Source organism: Candidatus Poriferisodalis sp., from assembly GCF_965215815.1.
GTDB lineage: Bacteria > Actinomycetota > Acidimicrobiia > Acidimicrobiales > Poriferisodalaceae > Poriferisodalis.
On record NZ_CBDCEO010000013.1, the window covers coordinates 1,679,218 to 1,695,106 of the forward strand.

Annotated in this window: 22 protein-coding genes; 5 read left to right on the plus strand and 17 right to left on the minus strand. The window is 63.5% G+C overall.

The features are described from left to right. Positions 1-4 precede the first annotated feature (4 nt). Together ACOOHB_RS17635 and ACOOHB_RS17640 are read left to right on the plus strand one after the other, a co-directional pair. A complete protein-coding gene (locus tag ACOOHB_RS17635) occupies positions 5-682 on the plus strand; it encodes a DUF433 domain-containing protein (protein WP_420446111.1) in 678 nt (225 codons plus the stop codon). 12 nt (positions 683-694) lie between these two features. Then, positions 695-1,111 (plus strand): hypothetical protein, encoded by a 417-nt coding sequence (locus ACOOHB_RS17640; protein ID WP_420446112.1) that lies wholly within the window; start codon positions 695-697, stop codon positions 1,109-1,111. On the opposite strand, the gene ACOOHB_RS17645 is transcribed toward ACOOHB_RS17640, so the two are convergent. Beyond that, positions 1,108-1,263 carry a hypothetical protein gene (locus tag ACOOHB_RS17645; RefSeq protein ID WP_420446113.1) on the minus strand — a complete coding sequence of 52 codons (156 nt, stop codon included), beginning with the start codon at positions 1,261-1,263 and terminating at the stop codon, positions 1,108-1,110. The two genes, ACOOHB_RS17640 and ACOOHB_RS17645, sit on opposite strands and share 4 nt — an antisense overlap. Before the next feature lie 396 nt (positions 1,264-1,659). On the opposite strand from ACOOHB_RS17645, the gene ACOOHB_RS17650 reads away from it, so the two are divergent. Beyond that, positions 1,660-1,956 (plus strand): DUF1971 domain-containing protein, encoded by a 297-nt coding sequence (locus ACOOHB_RS17650; RefSeq protein ID WP_420446933.1) that lies wholly within the window; start codon positions 1,660-1,662, stop codon positions 1,954-1,956. Positions 1,957-2,310: 354 nt separating this feature from the next. On the opposite strand, the gene ACOOHB_RS17655 is transcribed toward ACOOHB_RS17650, so the two are convergent. The 4 genes from ACOOHB_RS17655 to ACOOHB_RS17670 form a co-directional block, all read right to left on the minus strand. Then, complete coding sequence (locus ACOOHB_RS17655; RefSeq protein WP_420446114.1) at positions 2,311-2,481, minus strand: hypothetical protein; 171 nt, start codon at positions 2,479-2,481, stop codon at positions 2,311-2,313. A gap of 14 nt (positions 2,482-2,495) precedes the next feature. Continuing rightward, positions 2,496-3,017, minus strand: a complete 522-nt coding sequence (locus tag ACOOHB_RS17660; protein WP_420446115.1) for a hypothetical protein — start codon at positions 3,015-3,017, stop codon at positions 2,496-2,498. A 305-nt stretch (positions 3,018-3,322) separates the two neighbouring features. Further along, positions 3,323-3,751 carry an SRPBCC family protein gene (locus ACOOHB_RS17665; RefSeq protein WP_420446116.1) on the minus strand — a complete coding sequence of 143 codons (429 nt, stop codon included), beginning with the start codon at positions 3,749-3,751 and terminating at the stop codon, positions 3,323-3,325. After that, positions 3,748-3,945, minus strand: a complete 198-nt coding sequence (locus ACOOHB_RS17670; protein WP_420446117.1) for a hypothetical protein — start codon at positions 3,943-3,945, stop codon at positions 3,748-3,750. Before ACOOHB_RS17670 ends, ACOOHB_RS17665 begins: the two co-directional genes overlap by 4 nt. A gap of 294 nt (positions 3,946-4,239) precedes the next feature. Here ACOOHB_RS17670 and ACOOHB_RS17675 point away from each other — a divergent pair, with 294 nt between their 5' ends. After that, on the plus strand, positions 4,240-4,563 hold the full coding sequence (locus ACOOHB_RS17675; RefSeq protein WP_420446118.1) for a hypothetical protein: 324 nt from the start codon (positions 4,240-4,242) through the stop codon (positions 4,561-4,563). Positions 4,564-4,769: 206 nt separating this feature from the next. Here the strand turns inward: ACOOHB_RS17675 and ACOOHB_RS17680 are convergent, their stop codons facing one another. The 10 genes from ACOOHB_RS17680 to ACOOHB_RS17725 form a co-directional block, all read right to left on the minus strand. Continuing rightward, positions 4,770-5,582, minus strand: a complete 813-nt coding sequence (locus tag ACOOHB_RS17680) for a phosphotransferase (protein ID WP_420446119.1) — start codon at positions 5,580-5,582, stop codon at positions 4,770-4,772. After that, complete coding sequence (locus ACOOHB_RS17685) at positions 5,579-5,932, minus strand: class I SAM-dependent methyltransferase (RefSeq protein ID WP_420446934.1); 354 nt, start codon at positions 5,930-5,932, stop codon at positions 5,579-5,581. Before ACOOHB_RS17685 ends, ACOOHB_RS17680 begins: the two co-directional genes overlap by 4 nt. 304 nt (positions 5,933-6,236) lie before the next feature. Beyond that, complete coding sequence (locus ACOOHB_RS17690) at positions 6,237-6,455, minus strand: hypothetical protein (protein ID WP_420446120.1); 219 nt, start codon at positions 6,453-6,455, stop codon at positions 6,237-6,239. Positions 6,456-7,140: 685 nt separating this feature from the next. Next, on the minus strand, positions 7,141-8,877 hold the full coding sequence (locus ACOOHB_RS17695; protein ID WP_420446121.1) for a tetratricopeptide repeat protein: 1,737 nt from the start codon (positions 8,875-8,877) through the stop codon (positions 7,141-7,143). 2 nt (positions 8,878-8,879) lie between these two features. Beyond that, positions 8,880-9,947, minus strand: coding sequence for a protein kinase domain-containing protein (locus ACOOHB_RS17700; RefSeq protein ID WP_420446122.1), 1,068 nt, complete (start codon positions 9,945-9,947; stop codon positions 8,880-8,882). Then, complete coding sequence (locus ACOOHB_RS17705; protein WP_420446123.1) at positions 9,940-10,227, minus strand: helix-turn-helix domain-containing protein; 288 nt, start codon at positions 10,225-10,227, stop codon at positions 9,940-9,942. The genes ACOOHB_RS17700 and ACOOHB_RS17705 overlap by 8 nt, the downstream gene beginning before the upstream one ends. After that, positions 10,134-10,673, minus strand: a complete 540-nt coding sequence (locus tag ACOOHB_RS17710) for a phosphotransferase family protein (protein ID WP_420446124.1) — start codon at positions 10,671-10,673, stop codon at positions 10,134-10,136. The genes ACOOHB_RS17705 and ACOOHB_RS17710 overlap by 94 nt, the downstream gene beginning before the upstream one ends. 32 nt (positions 10,674-10,705) lie before the next feature. Continuing rightward, entirely contained in the window at positions 10,706-11,017 is a 312-nt protein-coding gene (locus tag ACOOHB_RS17715) for a DUF3800 domain-containing protein (RefSeq protein WP_420446125.1), read from the minus strand. A gap of 352 nt (positions 11,018-11,369) precedes the next feature. Continuing rightward, entirely contained in the window at positions 11,370-12,017 is a 648-nt protein-coding gene (locus ACOOHB_RS17720) for a phosphotransferase (protein WP_420446126.1), read from the minus strand. 211 nt (positions 12,018-12,228) lie between these two features. Further along, a complete protein-coding gene (locus tag ACOOHB_RS17725; RefSeq protein ID WP_420443206.1) occupies positions 12,229-13,767 on the minus strand; it encodes an IS1182 family transposase in 1,539 nt (512 codons plus the stop codon). Between the two features lie 250 nt (positions 13,768-14,017). On the opposite strand from ACOOHB_RS17725, the gene ACOOHB_RS17730 reads away from it, so the two are divergent. Beyond that, entirely contained in the window at positions 14,018-14,830 is an 813-nt protein-coding gene (locus tag ACOOHB_RS17730; RefSeq protein ID WP_420446935.1) for an RDD family protein, read from the plus strand. Here ACOOHB_RS17730 and ACOOHB_RS17735 read toward each other — a convergent pair. Together ACOOHB_RS17735 and ACOOHB_RS17740 are read right to left on the minus strand one after the other, a co-directional pair. After that, positions 14,827-15,321 carry a TIR domain-containing protein gene (locus ACOOHB_RS17735; RefSeq protein ID WP_420446127.1) on the minus strand — a complete coding sequence of 165 codons (495 nt, stop codon included), beginning with the start codon at positions 15,319-15,321 and terminating at the stop codon, positions 14,827-14,829. The genes ACOOHB_RS17730 and ACOOHB_RS17735 overlap by 4 nt on opposite strands. 34 nt (positions 15,322-15,355) lie before the next feature. After that, positions 15,356-15,814 (minus strand): hypothetical protein, encoded by a 459-nt coding sequence (locus tag ACOOHB_RS17740; protein WP_420446128.1) that lies wholly within the window; start codon positions 15,812-15,814, stop codon positions 15,356-15,358. Positions 15,815-15,889 lie beyond the last annotated feature (75 nt).

A 15,889-nucleotide genomic window follows, 5' to 3' on the forward strand; every position in this document is an offset into this window, starting at 1 on the left:
TCTCATGGGTCAGGTCACGTCCCTGCTGCATCGCGAGGTGTACGTGATGAGCCAGGTAGACCGCCTGCTCGACCTGGGCGTCGGCACGGCGCGACGTTGGATCGACGGCTACGAGCGGCGCAGTCGCCGGTATGAGCCGTTGGTGCGTGCGGAGACCACTGGGTCAGATGTGGTCACGTGGGGCGAGTTCGTCGAAACGCGGCTGATCGCTGAATACCGAAGCCGCGGCATCGCGGTCGTGCGGATGAGACCGGCGATCATGGCGCTGCGAAAGGCATTCGACACCGACTATCCGCTTGCGACCGCTCGCCCGTTTCTCAGCGAAGACGGCCGGGATCTGGTGCTGCGCGTCCAGGACGAGACGGTGCTGAGCCCGTCGCTGCGGTTCGTGGTGCGCACCAACCAAAGCGTCATGCTCTCGATGGAAGTTCAGCGCTTCCAGCAGGACGCCGAGTACGAGCAGACCGACGAGGTGCGCCGCTTCCGCCTGTTCGGCACTCCGAACGTGGTGCTGGACCCCGAATTCGGGTTCGGCGAGCCGACGATTCGGGGCCGGCGACTGCGGGTCTCCGCGATCGCCGAGGCGATTGCCGCCGGCGAAGCGCGTGACGACATCAAGGCGACATGGGACATCAGCGACGACATCGTCGACGACACCCTGAGATGCTCACGGGTTGCATGAGCTCGCAACACCATGGCGCAAGGCAGCACGTTCAGCGGAGTCTTCATTGACGAAAACATCCTGGGCGTCGCCTACGAGCTTGACGCCCTCCGCCCAGGACTCGTGTACTGGGTTGGGCACCCTGCGATTCCGGAGATCCCAGTGTCCGTCAAGGATCCCGACCTGCTCGACGCGCTCGGCGCACGTGGCCGTGACCTGATCTTCATCACGCGGGACAAGAGGATCCGCCGCGACAAGAACGAGCGCGATCACCTGATGCGATCAGCAGTCAGAGCGGTATTCCTCACGAGCACCAAGAACATGGACAAATCCCAGATGGCAGCGCTCATCCAGCGTCATTGGGATGACATCGTGCGCAAGGTTGGAATCGAGAGCGGTCCGTCACTCTGGTCTCTGACCCGGCGGGATGGTCTGAAGCCGATTGACTAGCGAATCAGCCCTTGGTCAGCACGGACTGCACCGAGGATGACCGCTGCGGTTTCCGCCTCGTCCCACAGAGACGTGTCCAAGTCGAACCCAATGCCAAGGCACTCCTGCTCCATGCGGTCGTACAGCCTGTTCGCACTCTGTGCAGCGCTCACCAGGAGATCAAGAGCGGCTCATTTTAAGCTGACCGTATGCGCAGACACGTAAGGGTGCGGTGCCGCAGGCTGCGACCCGACGGGGAGCGATGCCGTAAGTACACGCGCTACCCGGATGCCGACTGCGGACGGCATGCGCCTGTACACATCCCAGAAACAACAGTCTTCGACCTGCCGGACTGTGGATTCTGAGTCACTCGCCGTGGAGCAAGCTTGAAGGAAGCTGCAGCGATCGGGAGCCACCACGGCTCGTGTGCAGCCGGCGATGACCTCCACCACCATGACGGCGAACTCGCCGGCCCGGCCGATCTGCCCTGCAGCGGTTCTTCGGCAACCGGTGTCTCGCTTCCGGATGTGGCTGCGGTTCGCGAGCGTTTGGTCGCGTAGTTTCGGCTCATCACGCCAGACAGTCCAAGGGTTCCCGCTACGGCCACGCCAGCTCGCCGAACACCCACGTTCGACGCCGCCAACGTCCCCCCGGCGCTGACCAAGTCCCATGTGACATCGACATGGGCCGAACTCGTCGTGGTCGACGGCTCGGTGCTGTTCGTCGATGACACGCCGCGGCGAGTCCATGCAGCGTCGGGAGAACGCGTTCCGATCATTCCCGGCACCAACCATCACATCGAACCCGCGCACGACGCCGCGTTCTATGTCCAGTTCTACGAACGCACGCCAGAAGCCCCCGATTGAGCCGAGACGCCTGCGGACGACCTCGCCAACCCTGAGCCAACACGACCGCGGGAACCGTCGGCGTCAGGCCTTCGGAGAGCACCCCCTGATGCAACGCCCACACCCGTCGGTCATTGCGTTCAGCAGCAATCAGCGCGCCGGTGTCTCACGTGTAGCCGGGCACGCCGCTGACTCATGCCCTCATGTCGGAAGCGATCACCTTGTCAGCCCAGGCCAGCTCCTCGGCGCTGAGCTGGCCGTGCTCCTTTTCCCACTCACGCACGGCCGCAAGCCCGTCCTCGATACGGATCGCCCGCTCTGCAGCGGCATTGAGCCACGCGGACAGGCTGACCCCGTGCGACGCTGCGGCGCTGGCTATGCGTCGTCGCTCTGTGTCGAGTCGGCTGGCTCGGGAGTACCTGAGCTGTCGTTCACCGGGCCATAGACATCCTCGATCGGGATGTCCTCAGGCCAGTCTCGTGTGGGGGCATAACCGCCGCGCTTCTCTATCAGCCCGACGCGTCCGGGGACTGCTCGGTTCGTCATTGCGCTGCCTCCTGTCATCCGCTGTCGGTTGTGGTGAATTCGAGTGTTTCGATGTCGTCCCATTTGACGAGCAGGCTCGTGCGTAGCTCGGGGCCGCCGGAATCCTCTGTGCCGCTGTGAGGTGCGATCGGAGCGCCGTTCTCACCAAAGGGAACGGCCCGTGAGATGAGCAGATCGCGCTTGGGGCCTTGGGCGGACGCGTAGGAACCTATGCCGTAGTAACCGCCAACCCAGCGTACGAGGCCTCCCAGGGCGAAACCCATCGCGACAGCACCGACGACGTAAGCGAATGGTACGAACGCGAGCCACTTCGGAACCGGTTCGAGCTTCGCCAGATCAGCCCAGTAGTTGGAAGCCAGCCAGTAGATCGTGCCTGACGCGACGGCGAGATAGACAACGGAGATTGCCGCCAAACGAAACGGCCAGTCCCGCGCGCGTCGGGCGTAGACCTCATTCCATCGCTCGTAACCCCAGATGAAAGCGACTCCGGGAATCAACAGTGCGGCGATGGTGAGCGCCGCTGAAGCGAGTGTCACCGCGACTGCCTAGGACAGACGCACGAAGGCTGTCAACTGGATTGTTCAGTACGCGTTGCCTTGCGGCGTGAGCGACGAGCGGGCGGAGCTGTTCGGCGGCGCGGTGCTGGCTGTCGAGCGTGGCGAGAATTCCTTCACGTTCCATCTGCACGAATGCGGGGATCCCCGCAGCGATCTTGCGCACCTCGGCCCGTGTGCAGCCGGCGGTGACCTCCACCACCATGGCGGCGAGCTCATCGCCCCGGCCGGCGCTCAGCCGACAGCCGCCGACCAGCGCTGTGACGCGCGCCGACCGATCAGGCGGGTCACAGGAGGCCTGCCAGCCGTGCCATTTCCTCGTCGAGATCGCGCTGGAGCCATCGCCGATGCGGGACTTCGAGCATGCGGAACGGACCGCGAAAGGCCAGATCGTAAGAGTGGGTCACCAGCGTGCCGCCTGAAGTCGGCTCGCACTCGACGGTGCCCGTGAATCTGAAGGCGAGCCGGGCAAGCTGACCAGGAGCGCCCGTAAACGTGAGCCGGCTCCAGCGTTCCAATTCGAAAAGCTGCAAGTCGGGAACGGGAGGGGTCCACTTCAGCCGCGTCCACAACCGCACCCGGCCGCGCCCGCTCTCGTCCGGTCCAACCACGGCTCTCACAGCGATGATCTTGGAGTCGACTTGCCGGTACCGCTCGAAGTCCAGGACGAACTCCATCACCTGCTGCGCTGTGGCCGGCGTCACCATCGAGGTCATTCGGCACGAAGCGGCAAGCAGAACCACGTCTGGCGCGCCAGTTCGGTCTCGAACCGACGGGCGCGTGCCTGTTCCTCAAGTTCCTCGCGGGTGAATCCGGTCTCGGCGATCGCCGCTTCAAGCGCCTCCCGTGCCTCGTCAGGAGTCGGCCGATGCACGACGATCTCTCTTGGCCCGGTGTACGTCGCAGTCATTTGCCTACTCCTTTCTGATTCCTGGATCAGCGCGTTACCGATTTCGCGCTGGCACCTGCTCCTCGGGTGACGCTAGCGAACAGTTGTGACACGAACCCCCGCGAATACGAAGGGAACTGAGCGCAGTTCGGTCGTCGATTCAGCCAACAGCCGCCCACCAGCGCAGCGTTTGTCGATGTGGGCTACCTGCGCGGTCTTGCAATAGAACTGCGGCAACTCGCTGATGGAGTCGGGGCACAAGCGCCGAAACATCCGCAACGGTCATGGTTGTGTTGTCAGGCTAAACTGACGAATATGAGCCTCATCGCTCACGATCGCCTGCCGACGAAGCCCATCGAAGTGCTGCGGGAACTCGTGCGCGCCATCGACGAGTGCGACGATCTCAAGCGCGAGACGGTGGCTGCGGCTCGCGAGGTGGGCGCGACATGGGAAGCCATCGGCAAGGCCCTAGGCATCACTCGACAGTCGGCTTGGGCGCTCTACTCAGCCGACGCTGCATCTGTCAGCGCTGACCTCGCCGCGAACGCTGCGAACAACTCAGACCTTGGCGAAGACGAGGCACTCGACATTGCCGTTGAGGAGGTACGGCAAGTCCGCAGAGCTCGCCGCGCAAGCTGATCCACGCCGATGCGAGTCGTGGTGGACTCGAACGTGCCGACGCGTTCGTGCCCCGCCGAAGCGGGGCACGTTCTGCGAGAAAGCAGAGGAGCAAGCTCATGGCACCGAATACTCGGGTCCTCTCCGCGGGGAACTCGATTCGAGCTCCCGTGGCAGCGTACTTCCCGATCTCGATTGGACGGTCGTCGTTTCTTGAGGCTTGGAGATCATCCTGAGCAGTGAGCCGAACTAGGGCGAGCAGCAGTGGCGGCTTGGGCGATGAGCGGGTGGAGCTGCTCGGCGGCGCGGTGCTGGCTGTCGAGCGTGGCGAGGATGCCTTCGCGTTCCATCTGCACGAATGCGGGGATCCCCGCAGCGATCTTGCGCACCACGGCCCGTGTGCAGCCGGCGATGACCTCCACCACCATGGCGGCGAGCTCATCGGCTCGGCCGGCGCCCAGCCGGTAACCGCCCGCCAGCGCTGCGATGCGCGCCGACCGGTCGGGTGGGCTCGGCCAGCCGCCCAGCCTCCGATCGGCATCGTCGCAGACAGGGGCGAACTGCCACACGGCGTGCGCGAGGTCCCACATCGGCGTCGACACGAAGATCCCGTCCCAATCGATGAACGCCGTCGCCCGCCCGTCCCCGAACACGGTGTTGCGCGGCGCTATGTCCCCGTGGCACACCACCTGACCCGCCGCGACGGCCTGGGGGCCCTCTTCGAAGCCGGTCTCGGGAGCGAACCCCGCGACGCAGTCGTGATAGGACCGCAACAGCTCCCCGACCGACGCCAGCTCGCCGAGGCCCAGCCGCCAGCACTCGGCATCGGCCGGCACCCACCCCTCGACCCAGCTGAGCACGATTGAGCCGTCGGGCTCGGCGCCGAGGAAGCGGGGGGCGCCATCGAAGCCGTCGTGCTCGAGGTGGGTGAGCAGCTGCTGGACCGACGCGGAGGAACCGGTCGCAGGACGCCGGACCGTGTCACCGATCCTGACGAACTCGGTAACACGCCCAGCCTTGGGCTCCGGCTCGCCCGTCAAAGTCTCGGACTCGTCGCTCGGATGACGATCTTGTCATCGCTGAAGCTCTCGGTGACGTCGTCAACGATCTCGATCTCGAAGTACTCCTTGGCTGCATCGGGCGCGCCGCGGAACATCTCACACACTTCCCGGGCATCTTCACCTTGAGCGCCGCCACGCTCACGTGCCTTGTCGACCATCCCCGTGGCGAGGTCGGCAGCGACGACTGATGAGACCAACGGCGCCAGGGCCAGCGCTACATGACCAGCGCCCGTCGCAACATCCAAGACGACGTCATCGCTGACGGGTTCTGCGAACTCGATCAATGCGTCGAGATCAGAGCCGGTGCGATGCTCGGAAACCGCATACATGTCTGCCACTCGGCCGAACTGACTCTCGATGTGAGCCTTCCTGCCAAGACTTGTTGACATGGCTCCCACTTCAGCACACCGGACAGACCGCGAGAGTGCGTATGCCGTGGCGGGGATTGACGCTGACCTGCCGCGCTTTCTCAGCCGGAGTTTCCGCCAAACGAAGTCTGGACGGGCTCACGTACTGCGGTCGAGCTTCGCGACAGCATCACGGGCAATGTCTGGATTACGGCGGATTTCCGCTAGCAACTGTGTCTCATAGAACTGACTGTCGTTGAGCAGGTCCGTCAGCGATGCTGGGAAATCACGTGCCTGCGCACCGAGGTCGTTCGGCACGAGGCGGCAAGCAGAACCAGGTCTGACGCGCCAGTTCGGTCTCGAACCGACCGGCACATGCCTGTTCCTCAAGTTCCTCGCGTGTGAATCCGGTCTCGGCGATCGCCGCTTCAAGCGCCTTCCGTGCCTCGTCAGGAGTCGGCCGATGCACGACGATCTCTCTTGGCCCGGTGTACGTCGCAGTCATTTGCCTACTCCCTCCTGATTGCTGGGTCAACGCGTTGTCAATTTCGCGCTGGCACTTGCTCCTCGGGCGACGCTAGCGAACGGCTGCTACGAGGCACCCTCGCACCTCATCGCCCAATACATGGAGGACAGATGAACGCTGAGCGCATGACCCCCGCCGAGGAATTCGAGTTCTAGAGCCAACCAGAAAACCTGCGTCCCCAAGGACCAGCGCAACGACGCACACCGAGGCTGTCCGATCCGATCGCCGTGCGCTTTCCGCCGAGTGTGTACGAATAGATCAGAGCGGTTGCCGCAGCCGAGGATCGCTCGGTGTCATCCTCGGTTCGACGCGCAGTGAGCGACGCTCTGCCCACCCCCTCCCGCTGAGTCCCTTCACACCGTGCAGGCACGGCTTGCTCTGCCCCGTGCCTGCTGCGGCCCGTCCACTCAGCTTCCGAGAGGACAAGCACGGTTTTCTCGAGGGCCCGGTGATCTCTCTTCGGTTTGGGCGGACCCGGCAGCAGCCGGCGAAGACCTCGACGACCCTGGCGGCGAGCTCATGGCCCGCTCGGCGCCCAGCCGGTAGCCGCCCAGCAGCGCTGCGATGCGCTCCGACCGGTCAGGCAGGCTCGGCCAGCCACCGATCGGCAGATCACAAGAGAGGCACGTAGCGTCTAGCAAGCGTCTCGTTGAAGGCCTTGCGCTTAGGCGCGACCGGTTTCCCTGTCGAGCGCCTTGTGTATCAACGCATATCTGGGCTCAGTCTCGACCAGTTCGCTGAACGGCGTGAGTGCGTCTGGCGGGATCGGCAATCCAACTACTACTCGCGCCAAGATCTTGTGCATGTCGACTTGCCTTGCGGTGTCGTCCATTCCCTGCGAACGCGCTAGCGAGGCGCATTCGTCATACATGGCTTCGCCGCTGCGCACATTTCCCTTGACCATTGAGATGAGTCCCGCCGTCGCCAACGACAAGGGTGCTTCGTCAGTGTCCGGAAGCATGCGCTCCGCTGCGCCGGTGTCGCCCATCATGGCCAGGGCGAAGGCTGCGTTGTTGCGGAGGCTTGGGCCGCGCAGACCGAGCCGGATTCCGTTGCGGCAGATTCTCGCGGCTTGTTCGTAGTCGCCGGCACTCATCAAGAGCATGTATGAAGCGCGCATTTGGGCTGTGTCAGAGCCGGGTTGCTGTCGGGCACGTTCGACTGCGGCTTCGGTGCTCGCGTCGAAGTCAAACCTGAGGTATTCGATGGTGCTCTCGATTCCGAGCAGGGAAGAGCTTTCTTCGTGGACGGCACTGAGTTCGCCGTACGCCCGTTCAAGTACTTCAAGGTCCTTTACGGAGAATGTCGTGTCAGCGATGTAGCACGCGATGTCGAGGCTTCGGTAGCCGCATCGTTTCAGGGCAGCGATGGCCTCTATGGTGGCTCGTTCTTGTCCGTTCGCGGCATGCTTCTCGTAGAGGCTCAGCAGCCGAGCATCGAGTTGCAGTTCCTCTCGCTGGGCGAGATCGGCGCTTTTCCACGCCGTGGTTCTCATGGCCCTGCGCAGCCGCCGCAACGCTCCTGAAGTGTCGCCCGACACGTTCTGCACGGCGGCCCGCAGACGGATCAAACGAAGATTGTCGGGCCGGTGGGAGACGAGACGGTCGACGGCTCGGCTGGCATCGTCGTAGCGCTCCCGCATCACAAGGAGAGCGACCAGCGATCCCACGATGGTCATGTCCGCCGGTGCGAGATGACTTGCGATGAGCGACGCCTTGAGGGCCTTGGTGTGCGAACCCAGCAATGTGTGGGCGTAGCTGAGTTCGTGCCATGCGATCGGGTTGTCCGGCAGCGCCTTCAATGACGCGCGGAGGTCCCGAGCTGCGTCAGCGGGCCTTCCCATCTTCGACAGGATCCATGCCCGCAGCGTCAAACCCGCCGGGTCGTCGCAGTCGTGCAAGAGCCCCAACGCTTCTTCAGGTGGGCGGTATTGCAGCGAGACGCGCGCACCGATGCCGGCTGCTGCGTTCCTCTGCTCGTCGCTCGAAGCTGACGCTTGCACTTTGCGTATCGCGCGCTCTGCGTCAGTGAACTCGCCCAGCGAGGCGAGCACATGGGTCGCCACGGCCAGCGCCGGGGCATCGAAGGAATCGCACTTGAGCACGTTCGCTGATGCTCGTTCAGCGCTGACTCGATTGCCAGCAGCGAACTCGGCCGCTGCCAGCCTCGCGAGGGCTGTCGGGGACTCAGGATGTCTCTCGGCGAGCGATCGAGCGTCGAAGAGGCCCCGGCTGGCGGACTCGGCTTCCGACTGGCCGACGCCGGGGGTCTCGACTTCGACCACCGTCGAAGGAGGGCTGTGCAAAGCCGGGTGCTGCATTCCGAAGTGCGAGAAGCTTGCGTGACTCCAGAAGTTCGCGCTCTCGCGGCGGTCCATCAACGCTGTTGCCTGATCAAGCATCGCTATGGCCCCGTCTGCGCTGCGACTCTGGAAGGCACTCTGTTGTCAGCCTTGAGTCGCCTGATGATGATGTCCACTCGTCGAAGCACCCAATCCAGTCCCCATCGCGGCAGGTTCTGTTCGCGTCGCTGTCTCGTCGCTCGCATCCTCGGAACCGGGTGGCAGAGCTGTGTCAGCAGCTCGACGACCTGATGCCGTATGGCTGCTGGGACGTCACCTGAGATGAGGGAGATGGCGTTGGAGTACTCCATCACGGCTCGCGACGTCCACGTGCCGAACATGGCCTCCCGCTCAGCTGGCAGAGCCGCAAGGAATGCTTGTGACGTGGCGCTAGAGGGAGGCACCAGCGAGTTCATCTGCTGACCGGAGATGATCTCGCACAAGACCGATCCGACCAGATAGAAGTCGGCGTACTTGAAATCATCCTCGGATGATCTCCCGAGGCCCAGAAAGTGCTCAGGCGGGGCGTGAAACCGGTCGCCTCGTCCCCACTCGTACGCCGGTGGGTCAAGCCTGGCACTGTCGTAGAGGTCCCGGCTCCGGCCCAAGTCGGACACCTTGGCGGCGACTCGTCTGTTGCCGACCATGAAAAGGAGCACATTGTCAGCCTTGAGGTCCCGATGGGCGACGTGGCTTATGTGCATCTGATGCAGGCCGGACACGACATCGCGGAAGATGCTGAGCTTGTCCAGCCAGCTGACCTGGTCCCGATATACGAGCAGGTCGACAAGAGCCAAGTCAGCGAGTTCCATCGCGTGAAATCGCACATTCAAGACAGTGCTCGCACCTTGGACGCTGATCGGCACAGCACTCATGCCTGAGGAGTGGAGACCGACGATGTTGCTCCTGCTCTGAAGCGACTGGAGCAGACGGCCCTCCGTATCGAATTCCAGTACTGCTGCTGTCGAACCCGCATGTCCCAGCTTGAGCACCTTCACTGCGACAGGGACCTGGTCCTGCTGATCGAAGGCCTTGAACACGAACGAGAAGTAGCCGCGTCCCACACACTCCTCGATGCGGTAGCGGTTGCCGATCGTCATGCCCAAGAAGACGTTCGGATCGTCAGCCATACTTCGCCCTCAGCTCGGCGAGCACCTCGGGATGCTGTCGGATGATCTCCATGACGTCCTCGGGGACGACCCCTGACGACAGCGCGAGCGTGTCGGCGTCGATCCCGTACACCCCTTCGGCCCGCTCCCGCAGATTGGCTGACGGCGGACGGGCGCCGTTCTCGACCCGCGATAGATACGACGGGTTCACGCCCAAATCAGCCGCAGCGCTCCGTAGCGACTGCTGTTTGGCCTCTCGCGCCTTGCGGAGAACCTGTGCGATGCTCGACTGCTCGTCCACAAGTGCAGCCTAAAGAGTGTTGACCAAGTTGTCAACGGCGATGTGGAGTTCCGGAGCACCCGGGAACGCTCAACTGGGAATGTCGTCCAGCGCCGATCGGACCGCGACCTCGAGCCGCCAGGACGATGAGAGCCATCCCAGCCGGCGCTGCCACCCAGCCACCGATCGGCATCGTCGCAGACAGGGGCGAACTGCCACACGGCGTGGGCGAGGTCCCACATCGGCGACGCCACGAAGATCGCGTCCCAGTCGATGAACGCCGTCGCCCGCCCGTCCCCGAACACGGTGTTACGCGGCGCTATGTCCCCGTGGCACACGACCTGACCCGTCGCAACGGCCTGGGGGCCTTCGGAGAAGCCCGAGCCGGGAGCGAACCTTGCGACGCAGTCGTGACAGGACCCCAACAGCTCCCCGACTGACGCAAGCTCGCTCCCGGGACGGGACATCTTCCCCAAGCTCACCGCGGACAGTCACCCACTCATCGCCGGCTGGCGCAGGCGGGGCACCGGCAGCTTCCGAAGTAGTCACTGTCGTGGATGAGGCCGTGCATTCGTCCGCGGTCGGCATCGAAGTGCGGCCAGAGACGGCGCGCGTAGCGCTCATCGGGCCGTCCACCAGGTTTCGAGTAGTACCTGAACAGCGCATACGCAACGAGATCCGCCGCCTGGAGGGCTCTCGTGGCCCGAGAATCTGCGAACAGCGGAACGTCAGCAAGATTTCGCATTCGACCAAGCGAACTGCTCGCCGTGCGCCACTGATTCGTCCAGTTCTGCATACTGTCCTCCACCATGAAGCTCGAACATGGTGTGGTCGTGCCTCAAAGGGCGGAGCTTGCGGAACAGGAATGTGTCAAGACGCTGCTGTAGATGCCATGCAACTTCCTCGTGAACGATGATTCCCCCGACGACGAGCACGGGACTGAGGCCGTGAGTTCCGCACTCATCTACGAGACACAGCTACAAACTGACCCCCGACGCGTTCGTGCCCCGCCGAAGCGGGGCACGTTCTGCGAGTCAGCAGAGGAGCAAGCTCACGGCACCGAATACTTCGGTCCTCTCCGCTGCGAACATGTTACTCACTGCCGTCGCACCGTACAGTCGGATTCCGAGAGGACAAGCACGGTTTTCTCGAGGGTCCGTTGATCACTCTTCGGTGTGGGCGAATCCGGCGGCAGCAGCGGCTTGTGCGACGAGCGTGTGTTGCTGCTCGGCGGCTCGGTGCTGGCTGTCGAGCGTCTCGAGGATGCCTTCGCGTTCCATCTGGACAAACGCCCCGATCCCCGCAGCGATCTTGCGCACGACGGCTCGTGTGCAGCCGGCGATGACCTCGACGACCATGTCTGCGAGCTCATCGGCCCGGTCGGCGCTCAGCCGATAGCCGCCGACCAACACTGCGATGCGCGCCGACCGGTCGGGCGGGCTCGGCCAGCCATCCAGCCACCGATCGGCATCGTCGCAGACAGGGGCGAACTGCCACACGGCGTGCGCGAGGTCCCACATCGGCGTCGAGACGAAGATCCCGCCCCAGTCGATGAACGCCGTCGCCCGCCCGTCCCCGAACACGGTGTTGCGCGGCGCTATGTCCCCGTGGCACACGACCTGACCCGCCGCGACGGCCTGGGGGCCTTCTTCGAAGCCGGTCTCGGGAGCGAATCCCGCGACGCAGTCGTGATAGGACCGCAACAGCTCCCCCACCGACGCCAGCTCGCTGCAGCCCAAGCGCCAGCTCTCGGCGTGGCGAAGCACCGCCAGGCGATGCCGGATCTTGCGTTGCTGCTCTCGATCGTCCATCAGGACTTCCTCTCACGAGAAACCCCGACTGTCATCAACCTCCGTCAGTCTCAGGGCTAGACGCCCAAGCGTTGCCGGCACGCCCTAGGAGACTGCTGAGTAAGTCGGTTGGTGTGTCGGTGTTTTGGGCTTGGTTGGGCTGTGGTCGTGGGTTGGGGCGCGGCGGGGTTCGGTTGTGGGCTGCGGGTTCGGCTTGTCGGTGGGGGTTGGGTCAGGTGATGGCCCAGGTGGTGCCGTTGTGGTGGAGTCCGAGGCTGGTGAGGCGTTGGAGGTTGACCGCGGCGGCGCGCAGCCGCAGCCAGTGCCGGTTGTTGGCGGTGCCGAGGTAGGGGCATCTTCGGTTGCGGCGCACGATCCACGCGATGGTTCTTTCGGCCATGGGCCGCACGGTGCGGTATTGGTGCTGGAACCGGTCGGTGCGGGCTTGGACGCGTGCTGCTTTGAGCAGTTCGTGGTGGGGGTGGATCTTGATGACGCGTCCGTTCTTCGCGGTGGTGCAGCGGTCGCGTTGGGGGCATCGGGCGCAGTGTCGGCCGAAGCGGGCGTTGCCTTTGGGGGTGATGTGCACGGTGTGGCCTTCGGGGCAGGCCACGGTGCCGGAGAACTCGCCTGTGTCGGCGTCGATGCTGTAGTCGATGTCGAAGTCGTCGATGCTGTAGCCGCCCTCGACGGCGACGCTCAGCGGCGGCGGCTTGATCACCGCGTCCATGGCGCGCTCGACGAGATCGGCGCGAAGCTGCCCGGTGCCATAAGCGCTGTCGGCGAGCACCGTGGTGCCGGCGGGCTCGCCGTCGAGCAGCCCCATCGCTGCGTCCGCGTCGCCGGCGTCGCCGCCGGTGAGATCAGCAGCGGTGACCAGCCCGGTGTCGGGCTCGGCCGCGATGTGGGCCTTGTAGCCGTCGCGGTAGCTGTGAGAGGTCTTGTGGGTGTGACGCGACTCGGGATCCACCACGCTGATCACCCGGCCCTTCGCGGTGCCGCGGGCGATCCGCCACCGTCCCGGCCCCCCGGCGGGCTCCACGTCCTGGCCCGCGACCAGCCCCAACAGGCCCACCGCGTCGGCCTGAGCAGCGTCGAGATCGAGATCCGCCGCAGCCGCAGCCAGTTCCACAGCGTCGTCGACCAGCTCGGACACCAGCCGCTCGGCGTCGGCGGGATCGCACCAGTCCACGACCGGCCCCGCCGGGTCCAGATTGCGTTCGCGCACCGGCACCTCGCCCAGTTCGGGAACCAGCCTGCGGACCCGTCGGATCTGGTTCGTCACCATCGTCACAGTGTCCTGACGGGCCACAGCGTCGTCGAGCACCGTGGAATCGAGCACCCGCCGAGCACTGCCAGCCACAGCGCCCGTCACAGCAATCAGCTCCCGCACCGCGTCGAACACCCGATCCGGGCGGCCGCTCGCGCGCAGCTTGTTGCGCCACAGAGTCAAAACCGTGGGATGGAACGCCGCCTCGGTCAGCGCCAGCCCTGCCGCGGCCTTCCACGCCACATCGGTCTGCAACCGCCGACACGCCTCACGGTCCGACAGGCCCTCGAGAGCCTGCAGCACCATCACCGCAGCGATCACCTCGCCCGGCACCGACGGACGGCCCCGACCCGACCCGAACAGATCCTCGAACAACTCGTCACCGAACAGCCGGCCACGATGCTCGGCCAACAGCGCATACACCGACCCCGGCGGCACAAGATGCCCGCACACCGCCGCCGCGTCCAACAACACCCGATCCTGAACCGCTGAGCCCTGCACCCCGACATTGTCCCGCGCGCCCCCACCCCGCACGCGGAAATCGCGCCCAATAAATCAGCAGTCTCCTAGGTACCACGAGGCCTCCGCACAACTCACGACAGCAATAGTCAGCATCACCCCCGCGCGAAGTCCAAGTAACACCAGGTTCACGAAATTTCAATATCAGGGATAACAGATGCCGCGCATTCTCGAGCGCCGCGGCATTCTTTAGAACATGGAGAAGACACCCGACGGGGACCGCTCGACGGCGATGGGCAAGATCACGCTCGGCGACGGACAGTCTCGGGAACTCGCCGCGCCGCTCTCGCGGCTCGTAGCGCGGGGGACAGATACCTTCTTGGCACTAATTGTTGTGGCGCTTCTCTATGGCGGGGCGAGCTACTTCTGGGGCCTGCCTGGGGATGGGTTCCGAAGCCTCTGGGAGGTTGACGCGAGGGGAAGCCCCAGCGAGACGCAAGTCGAGAGCCGACACGCTGCACACCGTCTCTCGAAGCACTGCGCTCAATTCACTGGATGCAGTGGTGAAGCACGCGATGTCGAGGTCGTGGATGCGGCGAAGAGTGCAGAATCAGATTCCACGGATTCGTCGTTCTCAGACGGTGAACTTGTGCTTCTGATCGCGAGTTTGTCGTTGTATGAGTTGATCTGTCTGGCGGGCATGGGACAAGGGCGCTCACCCGGGCGAGCGTTGGCCGGAATCCGCGTGGTGCGGTTCCAGGACGGACGAGCATTGAGCTGGCGGGAGGCGATCAATCGATGGAGCGTGTTGGGCATTGGGTTTTCGCTGCTTTTGCTATGGCCAGACCTGCGAGAAGATTGGAGAGCGATTGCAATCGCCGCCGTGAGTGGCGGCACGATCCTGTTGAGCAGAACCCGGCAGGGCTGGCATGACATGGCAGCCGACTCAGTAGTAGTGAGGCAAGCTCGCCGACGGCCGCTATCGGTAGCCCAACGATGGGCAGCATGGGCCAAGAGAGTGGAGAAATGGTTCATTGCTGTGGTCACAATTGCGTGCGTTGTCATGCTCGCTATTCTGATCCTGACAATGCAGAGGCACCGCTAGCCATAGTTGTTTCTGATGCGGATGGCATCCTCTACCCAAGTATCCAAGTTGCCCTTGATGTGGTCGTAAACGTAGGTGCTCGTCGAGTACGACGGGTCGTACGCCTTGACGATTGAAGCGAGCGACTTGTCCCCGACCTTGAACGCGCTAAACGGATTGCCCCCTTTGTCGGACTTGTTTCCGCTGCTGTCGAGAAGATTGTGAATGTAGATTCCGAGAACACCCTTCTTGCCTTTCCAGCTTTGCTCGATCTCGTATTTTATCCACTTGCGGCCTGCTGTGTTCGCACCAATCAGGACAATCGTTACTGATCTCCCCTTCAGCTGGTCGTTGATCCAGTCCTTGATTGCCTTGTCGCCGCCCTGTTTCACTTCTTCCCATTTGTTGTCCTGAACAGGCTGATTTCCGTCGACTACTCCCATATTCCGGACCTGTGATGCTCTCCAGGCATCGGCTGCATAGTGGAAGCTGTAGAACGCTTTGCGGGCCATATCTTATTTCCTCTCCACAAGGGAATAGAGCAATTTATTGGGTATCTGGACAGTCTGCGGGGCAAGGGGGAGTGGCGTCACTTCCTCCTGCCAGCGAAACAACCATTATCACGACCACTGTCACGAGTATCGTTCCGTAGAAACCAACTAGGGTGCGAGAGAACACGGTACGAAACCACCGCACATTTTGGGTATCGGGACTCACATTGACATCGAGGTCATACTCAAGATCATCCGCATTGAGCGTTCTAACATGGTTGTAGAGAGCACGGTATCGCCTTTCTTGCCAGAGGTAATATCCGTCTAAGCCCCAGAACGCTAGGATAGGGACGAGAGTGACCAATAGAATGAGGCTTTCCGAAGTATTCGCCGCGAAAGCCAAGAGCGCAGCGATAAGAATGACGCTCCAGCCCTTCAACAGGAACGAGTTGTGACCCAAACGCGTCACGACACCTTGGATCATCTGTAGGTGAGCATGAAGCTTGTCGGCCATGTCAGACCCTTTGTGATCGGCTCGCCCGACCGAATGACGCTTCCAGCCGATGCCTATTGACGTAGTAGTACGGCC

Bases quoted from the DNA above. Each gene is read 5' to 3' on its own strand.
- ACOOHB_RS17675 (WP_420446118.1), top strand. From the start codon at position 4,240: ATGAGCCTCATCGCTCACGATCGCCTGCCGACGAAGCCCATCGAAGTG.
- ACOOHB_RS17685 (WP_420446934.1), bottom strand. From the start codon at position 5,932: ATGTATGCGGTTTCCGAGCATCGCACCGGCTCTGATCTCGACGCATTG.
- ACOOHB_RS17720 (WP_420446126.1), bottom strand. From the start codon at position 12,017: ATGGACGATCGAGAGCAGCAACGCAAGATCCGGCATCGCCTGGCGGTG.
- ACOOHB_RS17715 (WP_420446125.1), bottom strand. From the start codon at position 11,017: ATGGTGGAGGACAGTATGCAGAACTGGACGAATCAGTGGCGCACGGCG.
- ACOOHB_RS17700 (WP_420446122.1), bottom strand. From the start codon at position 9,947: ATGGCTGACGATCCGAACGTCTTCTTGGGCATGACGATCGGCAACCGC.
- ACOOHB_RS17735 (WP_420446127.1), bottom strand. From the start codon at position 15,321: ATGGCCCGCAAAGCGTTCTACAGCTTCCACTATGCAGCCGATGCCTGG.
- ACOOHB_RS17640 (WP_420446112.1), top strand. From the start codon at position 695: ATGGCGCAAGGCAGCACGTTCAGCGGAGTCTTCATTGACGAAAACATC.
- ACOOHB_RS17695 (WP_420446121.1), bottom strand. From the start codon at position 8,877: ATGCTTGATCAGGCAACAGCGTTGATGGACCGCCGCGAGAGCGCGAAC.
- ACOOHB_RS17690 (WP_420446120.1), bottom strand. From the start codon at position 6,455: ATGACTGCGACGTACACCGGGCCAAGAGAGATCGTCGTGCATCGGCCG.
- ACOOHB_RS17635 (WP_420446111.1), top strand. From the start codon at position 5: ATGGGTCAGGTCACGTCCCTGCTGCATCGCGAGGTGTACGTGATGAGC.
- ACOOHB_RS17730 (WP_420446935.1), top strand. From the start codon at position 14,018: ATGGGCAAGATCACGCTCGGCGACGGACAGTCTCGGGAACTCGCCGCG.
- ACOOHB_RS17710 (WP_420446124.1), bottom strand. From the start codon at position 10,673: ATGTCCCGTCCCGGGAGCGAGCTTGCGTCAGTCGGGGAGCTGTTGGGG.
- ACOOHB_RS17740 (WP_420446128.1), bottom strand. From the start codon at position 15,814: ATGGCCGACAAGCTTCATGCTCACCTACAGATGATCCAAGGTGTCGTG.
- ACOOHB_RS17655 (WP_420446114.1), bottom strand. From the start codon at position 2,481: ATGACGAACCGAGCAGTCCCCGGACGCGTCGGGCTGATAGAGAAGCGC.
- ACOOHB_RS17665 (WP_420446116.1), bottom strand. From the start codon at position 3,751: ATGACCTCGATGGTGACGCCGGCCACAGCGCAGCAGGTGATGGAGTTC.
- ACOOHB_RS17670 (WP_420446117.1), bottom strand. From the start codon at position 3,945: ATGACTGCGACGTACACCGGGCCAAGAGAGATCGTCGTGCATCGGCCG.